This window comes from Sphingobacterium puteale, from assembly GCF_050986225.1.
Lineage (GTDB): Bacteria > Bacteroidota > Bacteroidia > Sphingobacteriales > Sphingobacteriaceae > Sphingobacterium > Sphingobacterium puteale.
On sequence record NZ_CP158959.1, the window covers coordinates 4,631,382 to 4,646,807 of the forward strand.

The 15,426-nt window shown below is 39.5% G+C and carries 11 protein-coding genes; 5 read left to right on the plus strand and 6 right to left on the minus strand.

The features are described 5' to 3' along the window. The first annotated feature begins 2 nt into the window (after positions 1 to 2). Complete coding sequence (locus ABTV71_RS19730) at positions 3 to 1,508, plus strand: SusD/RagB family nutrient-binding outer membrane lipoprotein (RefSeq protein ID WP_433900791.1); 1,506 nt, start codon at positions 3 to 5, stop codon at positions 1,506 to 1,508. 263 nt (positions 1,509 to 1,771) lie between these two features. After that, positions 1,772 to 2,872 carry a glutaminyl-peptide cyclotransferase gene (locus ABTV71_RS19735; protein ID WP_433900792.1) on the plus strand — a complete coding sequence of 367 codons (1,101 nt, stop codon included), beginning with the start codon at positions 1,772 to 1,774 and terminating at the stop codon, positions 2,870 to 2,872. Between the two features lie 103 nt (positions 2,873 to 2,975). Here the strand turns inward: ABTV71_RS19735 and ABTV71_RS19740 are convergent, their stop codons facing one another. The 3 genes from ABTV71_RS19740 to ABTV71_RS19750 all read right to left on the minus strand — a co-directional run bounded on the left by ABTV71_RS19740 (position 2,976) and on the right by ABTV71_RS19750 (position 5,241). After that, positions 2,976 to 3,722 (minus strand): WG repeat-containing protein, encoded by a 747-nt coding sequence (locus ABTV71_RS19740; protein ID WP_433900793.1) that lies wholly within the window; start codon positions 3,720 to 3,722, stop codon positions 2,976 to 2,978. 107 nt (positions 3,723 to 3,829) lie between these two features. After that, positions 3,830 to 4,672 (minus strand): hypothetical protein, encoded by an 843-nt coding sequence (locus ABTV71_RS19745; RefSeq protein ID WP_433900794.1) that lies wholly within the window; start codon positions 4,670 to 4,672, stop codon positions 3,830 to 3,832. A gap of 65 nt (positions 4,673 to 4,737) precedes the next feature. Next, on the minus strand, positions 4,738 to 5,241 hold the full coding sequence (locus tag ABTV71_RS19750; protein ID WP_433900795.1) for a hypothetical protein: 504 nt from the start codon (positions 5,239 to 5,241) through the stop codon (positions 4,738 to 4,740). Positions 5,242 to 5,622: 381 nt separating this feature from the next. Here ABTV71_RS19750 and ABTV71_RS19755 point away from each other — a divergent pair, with 381 nt between their 5' ends. The 3 genes from ABTV71_RS19755 to ABTV71_RS19765 all read left to right on the plus strand — a co-directional run bounded on the left by ABTV71_RS19755 (position 5,623) and on the right by ABTV71_RS19765 (position 7,036). Next, positions 5,623 to 5,856 (plus strand): hypothetical protein, encoded by a 234-nt coding sequence (locus ABTV71_RS19755; RefSeq protein ID WP_223582379.1) that lies wholly within the window; start codon positions 5,623 to 5,625, stop codon positions 5,854 to 5,856. Positions 5,857 to 5,949: 93 nt separating this feature from the next. Beyond that, positions 5,950 to 6,453, plus strand: a complete 504-nt coding sequence (locus ABTV71_RS19760; protein ID WP_121123884.1) for a YfbM family protein — start codon at positions 5,950 to 5,952, stop codon at positions 6,451 to 6,453. A gap of 40 nt (positions 6,454 to 6,493) precedes the next feature. Then, the gene (locus tag ABTV71_RS19765) at positions 6,494 to 7,036 is read left to right on the plus strand and encodes a GNAT family N-acetyltransferase (RefSeq protein ID WP_433900796.1); all 543 of its coding nucleotides are present in this window, start codon (positions 6,494 to 6,496) and stop codon (positions 7,034 to 7,036) included. Positions 7,037 to 7,117: 81 nt separating this feature from the next. On the opposite strand, the gene ABTV71_RS19770 is transcribed toward ABTV71_RS19765, so the two are convergent. From ABTV71_RS19770 to ABTV71_RS19780, 3 genes are all read right to left on the minus strand, one after another. Continuing rightward, positions 7,118 to 9,388, minus strand: coding sequence for a GH92 family glycosyl hydrolase (locus ABTV71_RS19770; protein WP_433900797.1), 2,271 nt, complete (start codon positions 9,386 to 9,388; stop codon positions 7,118 to 7,120). Between the two features lie 6 nt (positions 9,389 to 9,394). Next, positions 9,395 to 11,644, minus strand: coding sequence for a GH92 family glycosyl hydrolase (locus ABTV71_RS19775; RefSeq protein ID WP_433900798.1), 2,250 nt, complete (start codon positions 11,642 to 11,644; stop codon positions 9,395 to 9,397). A 480-nt stretch (positions 11,645 to 12,124) separates the two neighbouring features. After that, positions 12,125 to 15,262 (minus strand): GH92 family glycosyl hydrolase, encoded by a 3,138-nt coding sequence (locus tag ABTV71_RS19780; RefSeq protein WP_433900799.1) that lies wholly within the window; start codon positions 15,260 to 15,262, stop codon positions 12,125 to 12,127. Positions 15,263 to 15,426 lie beyond the last annotated feature (164 nt).

The window sequence follows — 15,426 nt, forward strand, 5'->3', positions numbered from 1 at the left end:
TTATGAAAACGAAAATGATAAAAAACAGATTTGTTATCGCTCTTGTCTCCGTAGCAACATTTGGTGCCTGCACGAAAGACTTTGAAAAAATAAATATGCCACCAACATCAGTGACAACAATAGATCCCGCATTGCTTATGGCTAGAATCCTTCGTGATGGTACGTTTCAGGAGTCGGGAGAACTTCCAAACAATAAGTTTGGCTCTTGGATCCAGCATTGGGCGGGTGGGCCTGTAGTACCAGTATCGCGTTATTTTGAAGGACCAGAAAACCTGATATGGTCGCAGCATTTTACCTTGCTCAGAAACATCATTCAGATAAAAAAAGAGCTCAGTGGCAAAGAAGAAAGTCCCGAAGGTAGAAGTAAACTGGCCATAACCGAACTTTATGAAGTTTATCTATACCAACGATTGACTGATCTATTTGGAGACATCCCCTATTCGGAAATTACAAAAGATAGCAGAGAGATTAATCGAACTCCTAAGTTTGACAAACAAGAGGATATCTATCCCGCACTGGTCATAAAGGTTGACGCCGCTTTGGCACGTCTCACCGTTGGCGATCAATCTTATGGCTCCTCTGATTTTTTCTATGGCGGTAATATTGATAAATGGAAAAAATTCGGAAACTCCTTAAAACTGAAATTGGGCATGAGAATGCGTTATGCCAACCTCTCATTAGCGCAAAAAACCGTTACTGAAGCAATGACTTCTCCACTTGGGTTAATCTCAAGTAACAGCGATAATGCTGCTGTTCCTACATTCAATAACGCACAAGCCGAGAATCAAAATCCTATATTACGGCAGATGACTACTGGGAGCGCCGACTTACGGTACTTAGCCAACACATTGGTAAACAAATTGAAGGAGTATAATGATCCCCGTTTAGGTCTACTTGCAGAACCCGTTACTATAGGCGGTGTTACTACTTATCAAGGAATTGGAGTAGCACTAACCGATAATGAACTTTCTCAACTGATCAGAGCAAATTACTCTACGGCCAACAAGTCAACATGGTTTAGCTTGAATTTTGCTCCAATACCAAGTTATGCAATGACCTACTCAGACATTTGTTTTTACAAAGCCGAGGCTGCATTATTAGGTTGGGGCGCGACAAGTACAAATGCACAATCATTTTTTACAGATGGCGTCAAAGCAGCCTTTGCCCTTCCACCATACAATTTAACTTCCATTCCCTCATCCTATGAGCAAAATGTCATTAACTTAAATGGATTGACAGACGAACAAAAGATGGAGAAAATCGCTACTCAAAAATGGATAAGTTTATTTGGCAGAGATATGGAAGCATTTGCCGAATGGCGACGTACAGGTTATCCAAAATTGACACCTGGTCCAAATCCGGGATCCACCAATAGACAGATACCGCGTCGAGCTATTTACTCCAGTGAGGAGGCTGAATTAAATCAAACAAATCTCAAAGACGCTGTTTCCAGAATGCAGAACGGAGATTCCTTTTTGTCCAAAGTATGGTGGGATAAAAAACAATAGAAACAACAATAAAGGTTTGAGCCCACGAAATTATTTCGTGTCGCTCAAACCTAATTACCAAAATTCTGCTGCTCCAGATTCTATCCTCTCACATATTCTGTATAGCTATGCCCGCAACAAGGTCTTCAGGACTACTTTAGTGCAAAACACCTTTCATTGTTTTCGCAATGAATCTTTTTCAGCAATGATTTAGGTTTCTTTTGAAATTATATTTATCTTTCTTTAAGTATAAACAAATCCCACGCTCTTCAAGCTTTACAAAAATGAAAACAAGCTCTTTACTATATTTGCTAACAGTAGCATCTCTTTTTATAGGGTGCGGAGAAAACGGTAAAAAATCCACATCACCGTCTCCAGATAACTTACCAAAAAATACCCCAAGCTTTAGCTTCGAGGGGATTAAACAAGATTATACAACAAATGAAGAATTATCGTTTCAGATTACGAATACTTCTAATTTAAAAATTGATTCCATCCTTTATTATATCAATGATAACCCGATTGCTAAAGTCACAGAAAACAATAAAGTAACATATAGATTATCAGGAGAGAAATTTGGCAAGCAAATCATTAAAGCGGTTGTATTTGATGCTGGAAAATCCGAAGAAAATACAGTCAACATAGACTATCTGCCATCAGACCCACCTCGAATTTTAAAGTACCGAATAGTTAATTCCTACCCACATGATATCAAAGCTTTCACACAAGGACTGGAGTTCTTTGGAGACAACTTGATGGAAAGTACAGGCAATGGCGTTGGGTTAAGTGGAAATAAAGGTAAGTCAAGTATCCGCATTGTCAATCCTACAACAGGACAAGCAATCAAAAAGATCGAATTAGCAGATTCAATATTTGGTGAGGGTGCAACCATATTAAATGGGAAATTATATCAATTGACGTACAAAAGCAATCTTGCCTATGTCTATGATATAGCAACACTAAAGACAATAAAAACACTGCCATATTTCAAAAACATGGAAGGATGGGGACTGACCTCGGATGGTAAAAATTTGTATATGTCTGACGGTTCAGAAAATATCTATCTACTCAATCCCAATGACTTTTCTAAAATTGATTATATCCGTGTTGCCACAAATGAGAAAATCGTTAACCAGATAAACGAAATGGAGTGGGTAAAAGGAAAGATTTATGCTAATTTCTTTATGGAAGATGTTATGGGTATCATCGACCCGAAAACAGGGGCTATCGAAGGTTTAGTCGATCTTTCCAAATTACGGGAAAACGTGACACAACATGTTGATCTGGATGTATTAAACGGAATTGCGTACAATAAAAAATCAAATACCTTTTTTCTTACAGGAAAAAATTGGGACAAAATATTTGAAATACAGCTACTGGATTAACTAATCACTCGTTAGTCTATAATGTACACAATCATAAAGACAGTCTATTCATTAAAGTGCTATTCCCACTCTGGAAATAGCACTTTCTTATTTCAGGCAACAATTATTTCTTAACGATTTTCCCGTCTTCATAGAGTGTATACTCTTCGCCATCGGCCTGTTGCAACACCATTTTTCCGTCGACAAAAATATTGCTAAATGTAAAAACAGGATCGGTCATTATTTTGCTATTGTAATCCATCAATCCCCAATGCTGTGGTGATTCCATATACATGATTCTATTTTTACCCGCAACATCCAAAACCTGATATTTAAAAGGAACCACAATAGCACCGTTATAATCAATAAATCCTTGTTTGCCATCTTTCGCAACTTTGATAATTGTACTATCAATCGCCATAAGACTGGCATCCAAAAAGATAGACTCATACTGAGGCGAAACAACCTCCACGCCTTTCTCATTGATCAACCCTACACGTTGTTTGCTATCTTGTACTTCAAAAAAGCCAAAATGTGGTTTTGTCGTAGTACTGAAATAGTTAGGCTGTACAATAACCTTTCCTGTTTTATCAACTATGCCAACAGTTCCTAAATCGCCATTGGCATCCGTTCGATGGAAAGTCGCTAGACTTTCGCCATCAAATCGTATAAATTGTTCGTAAGCAGTATCTGGATTTTCCCAGATATCTTCTATCGCATTATACTTTCCCTTTAATTGACCGATAGGTAAAACAGTGTCTTCAACACCTCCTTTAGCAGCTTTGGTTGCCTCCTGTCCCCGACAGGAGCTGCCTATAAGTACAATTGTTGCCACTATGCCTACAATTTTATATGGATTGTTTATTCTCATACTATTTCAAAATTATGCTTATTTATCAACTGTTATATAACCCCTATACTTTGAACAGGTACATTTTAAAAACGGAAATCTTCGACTCAACATTATTTTCTTATCTGCTACGGCATTTCTTCAAGCTTGTTAAAACCTGTTGTTATCATCTCCTGCAATTGAGGTGTAAACAAGTTGGTTGAAAGTGGTATTTTCTTGGCTTCGCTATTTAATCTCCATTGTGCACGCTTCTCAAGCAAAAATTGCAATCGCTGTGCTGTTGTCAATCCCGGCAATGTATAATATATACTATTTTCACCTTCTTTTCCTTGCATTTGAATATATCGGCCTGTAGTTACCCTGAATTTATTTCTTTCCTCAAAACTTCGGATAAAAGAGCTATCCTGATCAGCGATATCCCACATGGGATCACGAGGGCAGCAGACAGAACCATAGCTTTCCTTCCAATATACTGTTAATAGGTTTTCGGGCACCGTAGGTTTAGCAAAATCAATCACTGGATTTTCCAATCCCCCAAGCCGAACGCTATCAACTTTTACAATGTCCTCTTCCCGTCTGATATAATAATAAAAATTTGTCGTTTCTGGTTCCACGCACCTTCCACTTTTTGAAGCCGTTTTACTGACTTCATTGTAAAACTTCCAATCAGGAACAATCAGAATAAATTTTTGTAATTCAGGATAAAATGCAGATGATTTCTTAAAAAGTTCTATTGGGATCTTTGCGCTCAAATAAAATACTTCTATTGAATCTGCATTAAACTGCAATGGCAAATCCAATAAATAATTGCCCTCTAATCGTGCTACCTGACGATCTTCAATATTCATTACTCGATCATACTTTTGAGCTAGCCAATCCGGTCGTACAGTTTCCAGTTGATCGGGAGGCCTGATAGCTTGTTTTATGGCTTTACTTTTACAGGAGATAACAAGTAGAAATAAAACCAGCATTAAATAAACTTTATCAATTATTAAGCACGTTCTCATTGGCTAAAAATAATGTTTCATTAATTATCTTATTGCGCATCAGCAACTTTTATCCCCACCTTATTTAAAAACTCAACCTGTTTCTCCAAACAAGTATCTGCCAAGACTTCTATTTTAGCTTTTTCATCAGTAATATCTCTTAACAAGGCCTGTCTGGCACCTTTTTTCTGCTCATCCACATATTTGACCAACAACGTACCATAACCATCTGTAATTCTCGTCATGTAAGCTATTGTCGTCAAATGGAAGCTCTTCGCAGCCTCACTAGGCTTTAATGCATTAACTTCACTCTTTATTCCTTTGATATAGCTGCTCAGCGCCTGTACCTCTTTAAGCTTCATTTCGTAGGATAATTCATCCGTTCTATCCGCATCATATTCTCCTTCCAGCAATTTATTGTAGCTTTCATCCAACTTTTCTTTACAACTATAAAAAAGGCGGGCAATCTTCTCATTATATCCGAAGTCCAAATTACCACCACAGGATGTCAATGCGAATGTACTGATGATTAATGTCAAAATAATAATTCTCATAGCTCAATTTTTCAACAAATAACGCATTTTCAAAACAAGCTCTGTAAGGCAGTTAATATTCGTTACCTGTTTTTTAAGATTCGCTATCATTTGGGTACAATTTTACCCAAACGATACCACCAATAATTACCCGATTAGCAAATACTGTAAAACAAGTCAAGCGCAACAGCTTGTTTCTTAAGGAAGAATTACGGAACTTAGAAAAAGAATATAGACCAAATCAGAAGACCGATAATTTTGGACGAATCAAGAAAATCGATGACGAATCAAAAAACGAAAAGAACTGAATAAAATACGATGAAACCATCATGATTTATTCAAACCGAGTGAAACGAGCTCATTTATACCGATGAGACCAACACTTATAAAGAATTTATACAGATGAAACAATTAGCTTTATTGATCATGTTCATCGGAATGTCGAGCATGGTTTTCGGACAAGAAATTAGCCGTTCAACGACCCAAACAATTACGCAATCAGGAATTGGACTTGGTTCTGTCATTGCCGTCGTCACTTCGTGGGACCGCAATAAATCTATTCTCTGGGCACTGATCCATGGTATCTTGGGGTGGTTTTATGTTATTTATTTTGCATTTACACGGAGCAATAATTAATATTTCTGCAGATCGTATTTTCAATACAACCAACAGTGTTACATCCTTCTGTAAGCCAGAAAACAAAAAGCGGTCAACCAAAATCGAAAGATCATGAGCATGGTACAAAATTTCCTTCGTGTCAATTTGGAAACATTGAATAGTTTTCTCACTGATAGTCGTTCATTAAGAAAAATGGTATATAGCAAAGAAGCTATACATTTGGACAATTTAATAGATATTGATAAAGCTTGGGAAGGTATTTTCTTTTTATTGACAGGAGAATCAATTGGCACATACGATCAGGCTGCTCCACCGTTATCCTGGCTATTAGTTGGTCCCAATGACGTCGATCGCAATCAGGACATGGGCTATGGCCCAGCAACCTATACAGATATAGAACAAACTAAACAGATAGATTTAGCGTTACAGGAAATTTCTATAGATGAACTAACGCAACGTTTTGACTCGGCTACCATGCTTGAAAAAGATATATACCCAGATATCTGGGATGATGAAAATGCATTAGAATATCTGCTTCAATACTTCGAAGACCTAAAAACATTTTATCAGATGGCCGCCCTGCATCATGAAGCAGTCATCCTATTTCTCAATTAAAAAGCAATTATTTCACGTTAATAAAAATGATAAAATAACTATGCATATTTCTGAAAAGAGAAGTATCCACATTGAAGAACTAAAGGAAGTAAATAACAGCGTCGTTTCCGACCTGGTGGCTTTAACATTGGATATTGTCCAAGGAGGGGCCTCTGTAGGCTTTATGCAGGACATAAGCGAAGAAAAAGCGAGTGAATTCTGGAACAATGTCCTGGCAAAGGTCCAGCAAGAAAAAACAGTGCTACTTGTTGCAAAAGACAGCTCTTCGGACCAGATCGTTGGGACCGTGCAATTACAAATTGACCTTCCCCAAAATCAGCCGCATCGGGCGGACGTGGCAAAAATGTTGGTGCATTCCGCTTTTCGACGTCTTGGTATAGCGGAAAATCTATTGCAACATCTTGAATTAATTGCAAAAAAAATGAGAAAATCACTACTGGTACTAGATACTGTAACAGATAGCCCGGCTCATGCTTTGTACTTAAAATGTGGCTGGAAGGTCGTGGGAAACATTCCCAATTATGCACTTTTTCCTAATGGTACCCCCTGTAGTACAACCTACTTTTATAAAAACCTTGAATAGTATCGCTATTCGCAAAAAAACCTCCAATAACTGTTAACTTATTGGAGGTTCTGACGGCAAAAACAATGATATTGCTTCCGGCTATTTTCTATACCACACCGGACCAGGCTTGCTTCCCATTTGGAAAACAAGGGTGGCTCCGGACATGATCTGCTCATGTGTGATATAACTTGTTTCAAGAGGTTTTCCATCCAAAGTAACCGACTGGATGTAAATATTGGTTTTATTTACATGATTTGCTTTAATAGTAAACTTTTTCCCATTCGCAAGTTTAAATTCGCTATGTTCAAACAATGGTGTACCGATTTCATACCTTCCGCTCACTGGATCTACGGGATAAAAACCCAGCGCACTGAATACATACCAAGCAGACATCTGTCCGCAATCATCATTCCCACTTAATCCTGACGGATTATTTAGATAGAGTTTTTCCATCACTTCAGCAGCATATTGCTGTGTTTTCCATGGTTGCCCAATTGCATTAAACAAATATATGGCGTGATGACTTGGTTCATTTCCATGTGCATATTGTCCGATCATGCCCGTACTGAAGATAGGCAGTTTACTGGTATCTGATGGATGGAAGGTAAACATGCTATCCAATTTTTGCCCAAAACGCTCATTTCCGCCGACGAGATCGATCAATCCCGGGATATCGTGTTGAACAGACCAGAAGTATTGCCAAGCATTGCTTTCACAGATATGTGCACTGTATTCTTCCGGATCAAATGGCGTTACAAAAGCTCCATGACTGTCCCGGGGTTGCATAAATGACGTAGCAGGATTATAGACATTTTTATAATTTTTTGCTCTTGCAAAAAAGGTATTTGCCACCGCCTTGTTTCCCATTTTATCCGCCATAACCGCAATACAATGATCATCAAATGCATATTCAAGTGTGCGTGACAAAGACCAGTTCTCCGCATTGTATTTATCCAAAACATCATAAGGTACATAGCCCAGCTTTTTATACAACCCAATACCTCTGTAGCTATCTATGTTTGCTGTTGCCACACAAGCTTCCAGTGCTTTATTGACATCAAAATCACCTATTCCTTTCAGATAAGCATCCACAATAACTGGGATTGCATGATTACCAATCATCATATCGGTTTCACTGCCATAGATATTCCATACCGGCAAGCGACCATGCTGTTCGTAAAACGCAATAAATGATTTCACCATATCATTTACCCGATTTGGATCAAGATAAGTAAATAGAGGATGTGAAGCACGGTAGGTATCCCAAAGCGAAAAAGTACTGTAATTGGTCCAACCTTCGGCCTTATGTACTTTTCTATCCGCGCCAAAATAAGCGCCATCTACATCTCCAAATATGGTAGGGGCCAGCATTGAATGGTACAATGCTGTATAGAACTTTACTCTAGTTTCTTTGTCCGCGGTCTGAATAGCAATCTTACCAAGCTCATTGTTCCAGCTATTTTCAGCTTGGTTTAAATAGTGATCAAAATCATCTGTTGGCACCTCGGCTTTCAGATTTCTGGAAGCACCGTCCATACTTACCCCTGAGAGGGCTGTACTGAGCGTTACTTGTTCACCAGTAGATGTTTTAAAATCAAAACGTGCCTTGAAAGCCGTACCAATACGTTTGGTCATTTTTGTTATGCTGTCAGCACTTGATTGTATTGCCGAGCTGTCTATATGAACTGCTTGGAAAGGCTTTGAAAATCGGGTTTCAAAATAGACACGTTGCCCTCTGGCCCAGCCTTCAGAAAATCGGTAGCCACGTACAGTGACCGAATCGACCACCTCTATATAGGAATCCGTGGTAGCGTCCCAATTCATCGCTTTTTTCAGATCCAAAAAAATAGCTGACTGGGCTTCAGGAAATGTGTAACGCTGGATACCGCATCGTGGGGTTGCCGTTAGCTCCACATCAATATTGTAATCTGTCAGCTTTACTTTATAGTATCCCGCATGTGCTTGTTCATTTTGATGTGAAAACTTGGAATAAATACCCAAAGGCGCCTCAGCCTCATGGTAAGGCAATGTAACTGGCATAAACGATATATCATATAGATCCCCAGCTCCCGTCCCACTTAAATGGGTATGACTAAAGCCTGAAATTGTGCTATCGGGATAAAAATATCCCGAAATACGATCCCAACCGGGCAATCCATTATCCGGACTCAATTGCACCATACCAAAGGGCGATTGTGCTCCAGGATAGGTGTTACCCGTAAAATCTGTTCCAATAAATGGATTAACAGCTTTTACATACGAACCTTCTGCGGAGTCCTTCTGTGACGCACAAGCCAAGATCCCCAATAAACCTGTGCATGCCAGGTATTTCATATATTTCATCGTGTAGATAGCTTCTTTAATTTGCATTGTGGTTTATCTGTCTCCGGTAACAATCAGTATATTTTTGCTACTGACCAAAACTTGATGGCTTATCTTAAAACCTCCTAGTGGCTTTCCATCGACGATAATTTTTTTGATGAATTCTCCATTGCCCTCTTTTTGGCGTCTAATGGTCACACGATCAGACTTAGGGTAATACTTTTTATCAAGCTGAATAGTTACTTTATCAAATACCGGAGTAACGATCGTATAATCTGGTCTGCCGGGACAAAAAGGGTAAATCCCTATCATATTCATTAATGCCCAAGTCGACATTGTTCCTGTATCATCATTGCCTGGTATCCCGCTCGGGCTATTCGTAAAATGCTTATCCAAAATCTGCTTAACCAATTTTTGTGTACGCCATTCTTCGCCTTTTATCTCCGAAAAAACATGTGGATAAAGCATGTCAGGTTCGTTGGTCACATCAAAATACCCCTTATCAAAGGTGGCCTGCAATCTGTTCACAAATTTCTTCTTACCGCCCATCAATTGGACTAAACCAGGGATGTCAAATGGTATCGCAAAGCTATAATTCCAGGCATTCCCTTCATGAAAACCATGGTTAGGCTCAAAATTAGCCCCCATCAATGGATTGAAAGGCGTCAAAAACGATCCATTGGGAAGAATAGGTCTAAAGGTTCCATATTCTGGAGAATAGTAATGTTTGTACCCCTGTGCTCTCTTACTAAAAGTTTGTGCATCTTTAGTTTTTCCCAACGAGTTGGCCAACTGCGCTAAATTCCAATCAGCAACATAGTACTCAATCGCATGAGAAACTGAATTATCAAAAGAATCGCGAAGAGGAACATAACCGTACTTGACATAATCGGCATTGTCCGGACGGATTCGATTCGTCGAATCCGTTGTTGTCGCCGACTTCAAAAAAGCCTCATAAGCCGTATTTATATCATAGTCCCGAATGCCTTTCATCCAGGCATCTACGATCACAGGTACTGCTGGATCACCGTCCATGGTATAGCTTTCACGGCTATAAAGTTCCCACTTAGGCATCCATCCATTTTCTTTATAAATGTCAATCATGGAACGAATCATTCCTACCTGTTTATCTGGATAGACCAGCGACATGAGCGGCTGTACATTTCTGTACGTATCCCATAAAGAGAATACGGTGTAACGATTATGATTTGCGACAAGGGTCTTTCTATTTTCCATAGCCGGATATTCGCCATTCACATCCTGTAAAATATTTGGATGAATCATGGCATGATACATAGCCGTATAAAATACCGTTTTTTGATCTTCAGTACCTCCTTCAACCTGAATTCTTGATAATTCATTATTCCACAGAGATGAAGCTTGTGTCCTGACCCGCTCAAATCCAAAACTAGGTTGCTCGGCTTCCAGATTCTTTCGGGCATTTTCAACACTCACGAAAGACACGGCCAACTGAACCTCCACACTTTCATTTTCCTGGACATCGAAGCTTAAGAACGCGCCAAGGTCATCTCCAGATAATTGGTTCGTATAGTTGGTAAAAATTTTGTATTTACCAGCATCCTTGTTCCAGTCGTTTTCCCATTTTTCGCCCGCACGCTGAAATTTCCAGTATCCTTTCTTTGTAGGCTTTTTATTCACGCGCATCACGAAGAAAATAGGATATACAGCCTGATTATTGGTATAACAGAATGAACCCAATAATTTCGAACCTTCAAGTTCCGTATCACTGACATAACGAACTGTGGCACCGGTTTCATTCGTCAGTCCCTCACCTAAATTAAGCAGAATATTAGCCTGCCCTTTAGGGAAAGTAAATTTAGATAATCCCACACGAGCAGTTGCAGATGTTTCGGTTTTGATACCGTATTTTTTTAACACATTGCTATAATAACCCGGATGGGCCTCTTCCTGTGTATAAGTACTTCCATACTGATGGTAGTCAACTTCTAGTTTTCCGGCAGTTGGCATCAGTAACAAACTTCCCATATCAGGACAACCTACACCACTTAGATTGACATGTGAAAAACCGGTGAAATAGCTATTGCTATGTTCGTAAGGTGTAGACCACCAACGTGCATCCTTATCGAAGGCATTAAGTGATGATCCCATCACATTAAAGGGAGACACATTCATTAAACCATGGGGTACCTGAGCACCGGGATTGGTCGTGCCGTAGTTACTGGTACCAATAAAAGGATTCACATAGTCTGTTGGCAGTTTTTGCGCAGACGCTTGCTCCCAAACAAATAATCCCAAAAGAAAATAACGGATAAACTTGATCATATCATCTTGATAAAGACAATCTACTTTTTTCTGATACAATAAACAGCAGATTGCACATTTTTTAGTGTGGTCACAATACTACAGATAATACCAAAGATTTACAAATATCCGCTAAACTTATATCTATCATTTTACAAATGTTAATAGGATTTAGCAAGAGTAAAAATAGATTCGAATTCATCAAGCTCCTAGTTAGCTTAAGGATAGTAATATGATCAAAACACAGACGCTAATGCGGATTAGATTCAAGGAGAAAGATCATGCAACAAAAAAATCCTGAAGCGGGGAACTTCAGGATTTTTACTAACTAACCAATTATTAACCTAAATTATGAAAACTACATTGATAACGCCATTCCCCGAGCTTTGTTATCCAGTTCTTCTATGTTTAACCAAACTTTAACAATCGGTGCCGTTGGTTGCAGAAAGCTACAATCTGAAGATATAATCTCCCATTAAAGCCCATCTCAGTGATACATGATTAATGTGACAAGCCCCATTGCATATTCGGCTTATCCCCCATTTCCAAAACTAGTTCACCTCCTTTTAGCAATTCCGAAGCGTCAAAATAGAATGTCTGCAGCGGTTTACCGTTTAGAGTTGCGCGCTGCACATACATATTCTTTTTGCTTGCATTTTTAGCTTTAATAGTGAATTGATCTCCGCGCCCATATTGCCGTCCCAGCTTAATTCTAATTTCTTCAAAAGACGGGCTACCAATTTCGTAAATTGGTTTTGTCCGTGTCCCTCCGTCCAGCTGAAATAGTCCTATGGCATTCATGATATACCAAGCGCTCATCTGCCCTTGATCCTCATCTCCCAGGTATGCGTTAGAAATACCCTGTCCGTAATAGCGTTCACCGATAGACCGGCTCCATTTTTGTGTAAGCCATGGTTTGTTCAACCAGTTAAAAATATAAGCAAAATGCATAGACTGTTGATTTCCCTGTACAACCGGATAATCCCAGTATTGATCATTTGGTCCATTATACCGCCATTTTTCACTTTCTCCGAAGCCCCATTCCAAACGCTTTAGAAACACATCCTCACCAATCATTTTAGCCAATGCTGGGATATCCTGAGGTACAAAGAATGTCAACTGCCATGCATTTCCTTCAACATAATGATGATTGGCTCCAGATTTAAATGGATCAAAGTCCTGATACCATTCACCCTTGGCATCTTTCATCCGCGCATAGCCACTTCTAACATCTATCGCATTCTTCCACCAGCTACCTCTATCATTAAAATAATTGTATTCCTTTTCCTTTCCCAAGGATTTTGCAAATTGTCCTACAGTCCAATCGTCAAAACTATACTCCAGGGAATTTGAGAAACGGCCCAGGTCATAAGGCACATACTTATACTTCAGATAAACATCCAGATCCCGGTTACCAGCAAAGCCACCTTCAAATTTCAGCGGACTCGTTGTCTGCATTTTCTGTACCGCTTCAAATGCCTTTGTGACATCGTAATCACGTATTCCCATCTGGTATGCCCCCACGATCAAAGGAATCTCATGTTCAGCAACCATCACTGGAATATATTCCATCCCAGCCGGTCCTTTTGCCAGCCAACCATTGGCATCATACATAGCTAACTGTGATCGCACCCATTTATTTGACCATTCTGGGGTAACCAAGTTCCAAAACTGATTTAAGTTCCAGAATGTATTCCAAAAAGCATCACAGCCCAAGGCCAGATCTTCTGGATGTTTCATCGTTCTGATCTCTTCATCCGAAGACCGCCATTGCCCATTGACGTCGCTAAATGTATTACGACTAGCCAAGGTTCGATACATATTTGTGTAAAACTTCTCTTTTTCCAAATAGTCATTACTCTTTATCTCCAGGCGCCCCAATAATTCATTCCAAACCTGACGTTGGTTGGCGACCACACGTTCAAAAGACCATCCAAATGGATCTGAAAGTTCTGTTTTCAGATTTTCTGCAGCATTGGCGATACTGACATAGGAAATCCCGGTCCGCAATTGTACCTCGTTATCTTTGCGGACATCAAATTCAACATACATACCGGCAAATTGAGCACTGTCAGCAACCAGATCAGACTTAGTTGTTATTTTACCGTCATGCCAAGTTCCGAAATTGATAATTGGTTTATCAAACTCCATGACGAAATAGACTACATAATCTTGCTTTGCATCGGTAGACCAGACATTTTCGGACAACTGGCTACTGTAGCCAATAACCTTATAATCAGAGACCTTTTTAAGGGAAAGATCTTTGATCTTATAATCATATTCCCCGTTTACTTTAAGATCAATCATCACACGTCCGGTATCCGATTTATGATAAGTATATTGCTGAAAACTGGATCGTGTACCCGCGGTTAGCTTTGCGTTAATATCCTGGTCAAGTAAATGAACGGAATAGTACCCCAATGGAGCCTGTTCACTTACCTTATCTATTGCCGAACGGTAACCTGAATGCGTACTATATTGGTCTCCGACACTAGTTTTCAATTGGCCTGCTGTCGGAAATGTCCCTAGTCCAGCCATTGTCCATTCGTGTATATGGCTAAATGTTCCAATAGATTCTATTGAAGGTTCATAACCAGCCTGCCAACCAATATTCTGGTTATCCGGACTGATCTTCACCATTCCAAATGGCATCCATGGACCAGGTGCCAGCATCCATCTAGAATGCGCAGCCCCTATCATGGTGTTGACATAATCCGAAACCCCACCCAATCTTTTGGGAGATCGTTTTATAGAAGATGTTTGAATTAGTTTATCGTTGATATATATCGCATATTTACTTCGTACCTCTTTCGATACATAAGGCATTGGAATCTCAAGCCGAGATAAGCCCTTCTCATGAGTTTTATCATAGATTTTCTTTCCATCCAACAACACTTTTATACGCTCATCATCTTTCAATTTCAAGAGATCAACGAGCATATACTGTATGCGCTCGTTTCCTTTTTTCAGTTCAAAATCCGATTGCCATACCCTTTTGATTATGGAAGTGTAATCTCTTAGCAATTTCACCTGTTGAGGTCCCAATAATTTAAAGGAGTCAAACTCAACCCATCCTCCCTTTATTACAGTAAGCGTAACCTGGTTAAATCCCTCCGAAATTAGATGCTCGGGTAACGCGATCCGTATCGTAGAAGCTCCGGGCTTCGAACCTGTACCTACCGGATCGACAGGCCCGTCCCCATTCTTCAGTTCGTAATTATAAGATTTACCATTGACTGCGATCTGTAGGGTTGGTTTATTTTTGGGATCGTTATTTGCTAATTTTACCTCCAGGGCCCATTTCCCATTTTCAACGTTTCCACTTAAGACACTGTATAAATTCAAAAAGTGGGTTCTTAGACCAGAAGTTCCGCCTGTTCCACCCCATTCATTAGCAGGTCCGGGCAACACATAGGGAAGATCCCGGGATAACCAAGACTGCCCGACAATAAAGTATTTATCCTCATAACCAAAATCATGTCCGAGAAATTCCTTATAATCATGGGGAGCCAAGGCGAATTCCTTACTGGAGCCATCTGGGTTCCCCAGTTGCCAAACAGTATTCTCCTGCCCCAAAACAAATCGCCCTGAGATCAACAACAAGCCCGTGAGAATGGTAATGGGAAAATACTTTTTCATAATTGATGGATTTTAGAATAAAAAATATGCGAGTCTTTTTGTTCAGCCAGTTACTCGTTTCTACTTATTGCTTGTATCAGAATGAAGATGAAAAAAATAAAAACCATCTATCAATAAAGCAGATCATCCTAGAAACAACATTGTATACACATAAAAAACAACTA

Bases quoted from the DNA above. Each gene is read 5' to 3' on its own strand.
- ABTV71_RS19730 (WP_433900791.1), top strand. From the start codon at position 3: ATGAAAACGAAAATGATAAAAAACAGATTTGTTATCGCTCTTGTCTCC.
- ABTV71_RS19735 (WP_433900792.1), top strand. From the start codon at position 1,772: ATGAAAACAAGCTCTTTACTATATTTGCTAACAGTAGCATCTCTTTTT.
- ABTV71_RS19740 (WP_433900793.1), bottom strand. From the start codon at position 3,722: ATGAGAATAAACAATCCATATAAAATTGTAGGCATAGTGGCAACAATT.
- ABTV71_RS19745 (WP_433900794.1), bottom strand. From the start codon at position 4,672: ATGCTGGTTTTATTTCTACTTGTTATCTCCTGTAAAAGTAAAGCCATA.
- ABTV71_RS19750 (WP_433900795.1), bottom strand. From the start codon at position 5,241: ATGAGAATTATTATTTTGACATTAATCATCAGTACATTCGCATTGACA.
- ABTV71_RS19755 (WP_223582379.1), top strand. From the start codon at position 5,623: ATGAAACAATTAGCTTTATTGATCATGTTCATCGGAATGTCGAGCATG.
- ABTV71_RS19760 (WP_121123884.1), top strand. From the start codon at position 5,950: ATGAGCATGGTACAAAATTTCCTTCGTGTCAATTTGGAAACATTGAAT.
- ABTV71_RS19765 (WP_433900796.1), top strand. From the start codon at position 6,494: ATGCATATTTCTGAAAAGAGAAGTATCCACATTGAAGAACTAAAGGAA.
- ABTV71_RS19770 (WP_433900797.1), bottom strand. From the start codon at position 9,388: ATGCAAATTAAAGAAGCTATCTACACGATGAAATATATGAAATACCTG.
- ABTV71_RS19775 (WP_433900798.1), bottom strand. From the start codon at position 11,644: ATGATCAAGTTTATCCGTTATTTTCTTTTGGGATTATTTGTTTGGGAG.
- ABTV71_RS19780 (WP_433900799.1), bottom strand. From the start codon at position 15,262: ATGAAAAAGTATTTTCCCATTACCATTCTCACGGGCTTGTTGTTGATC.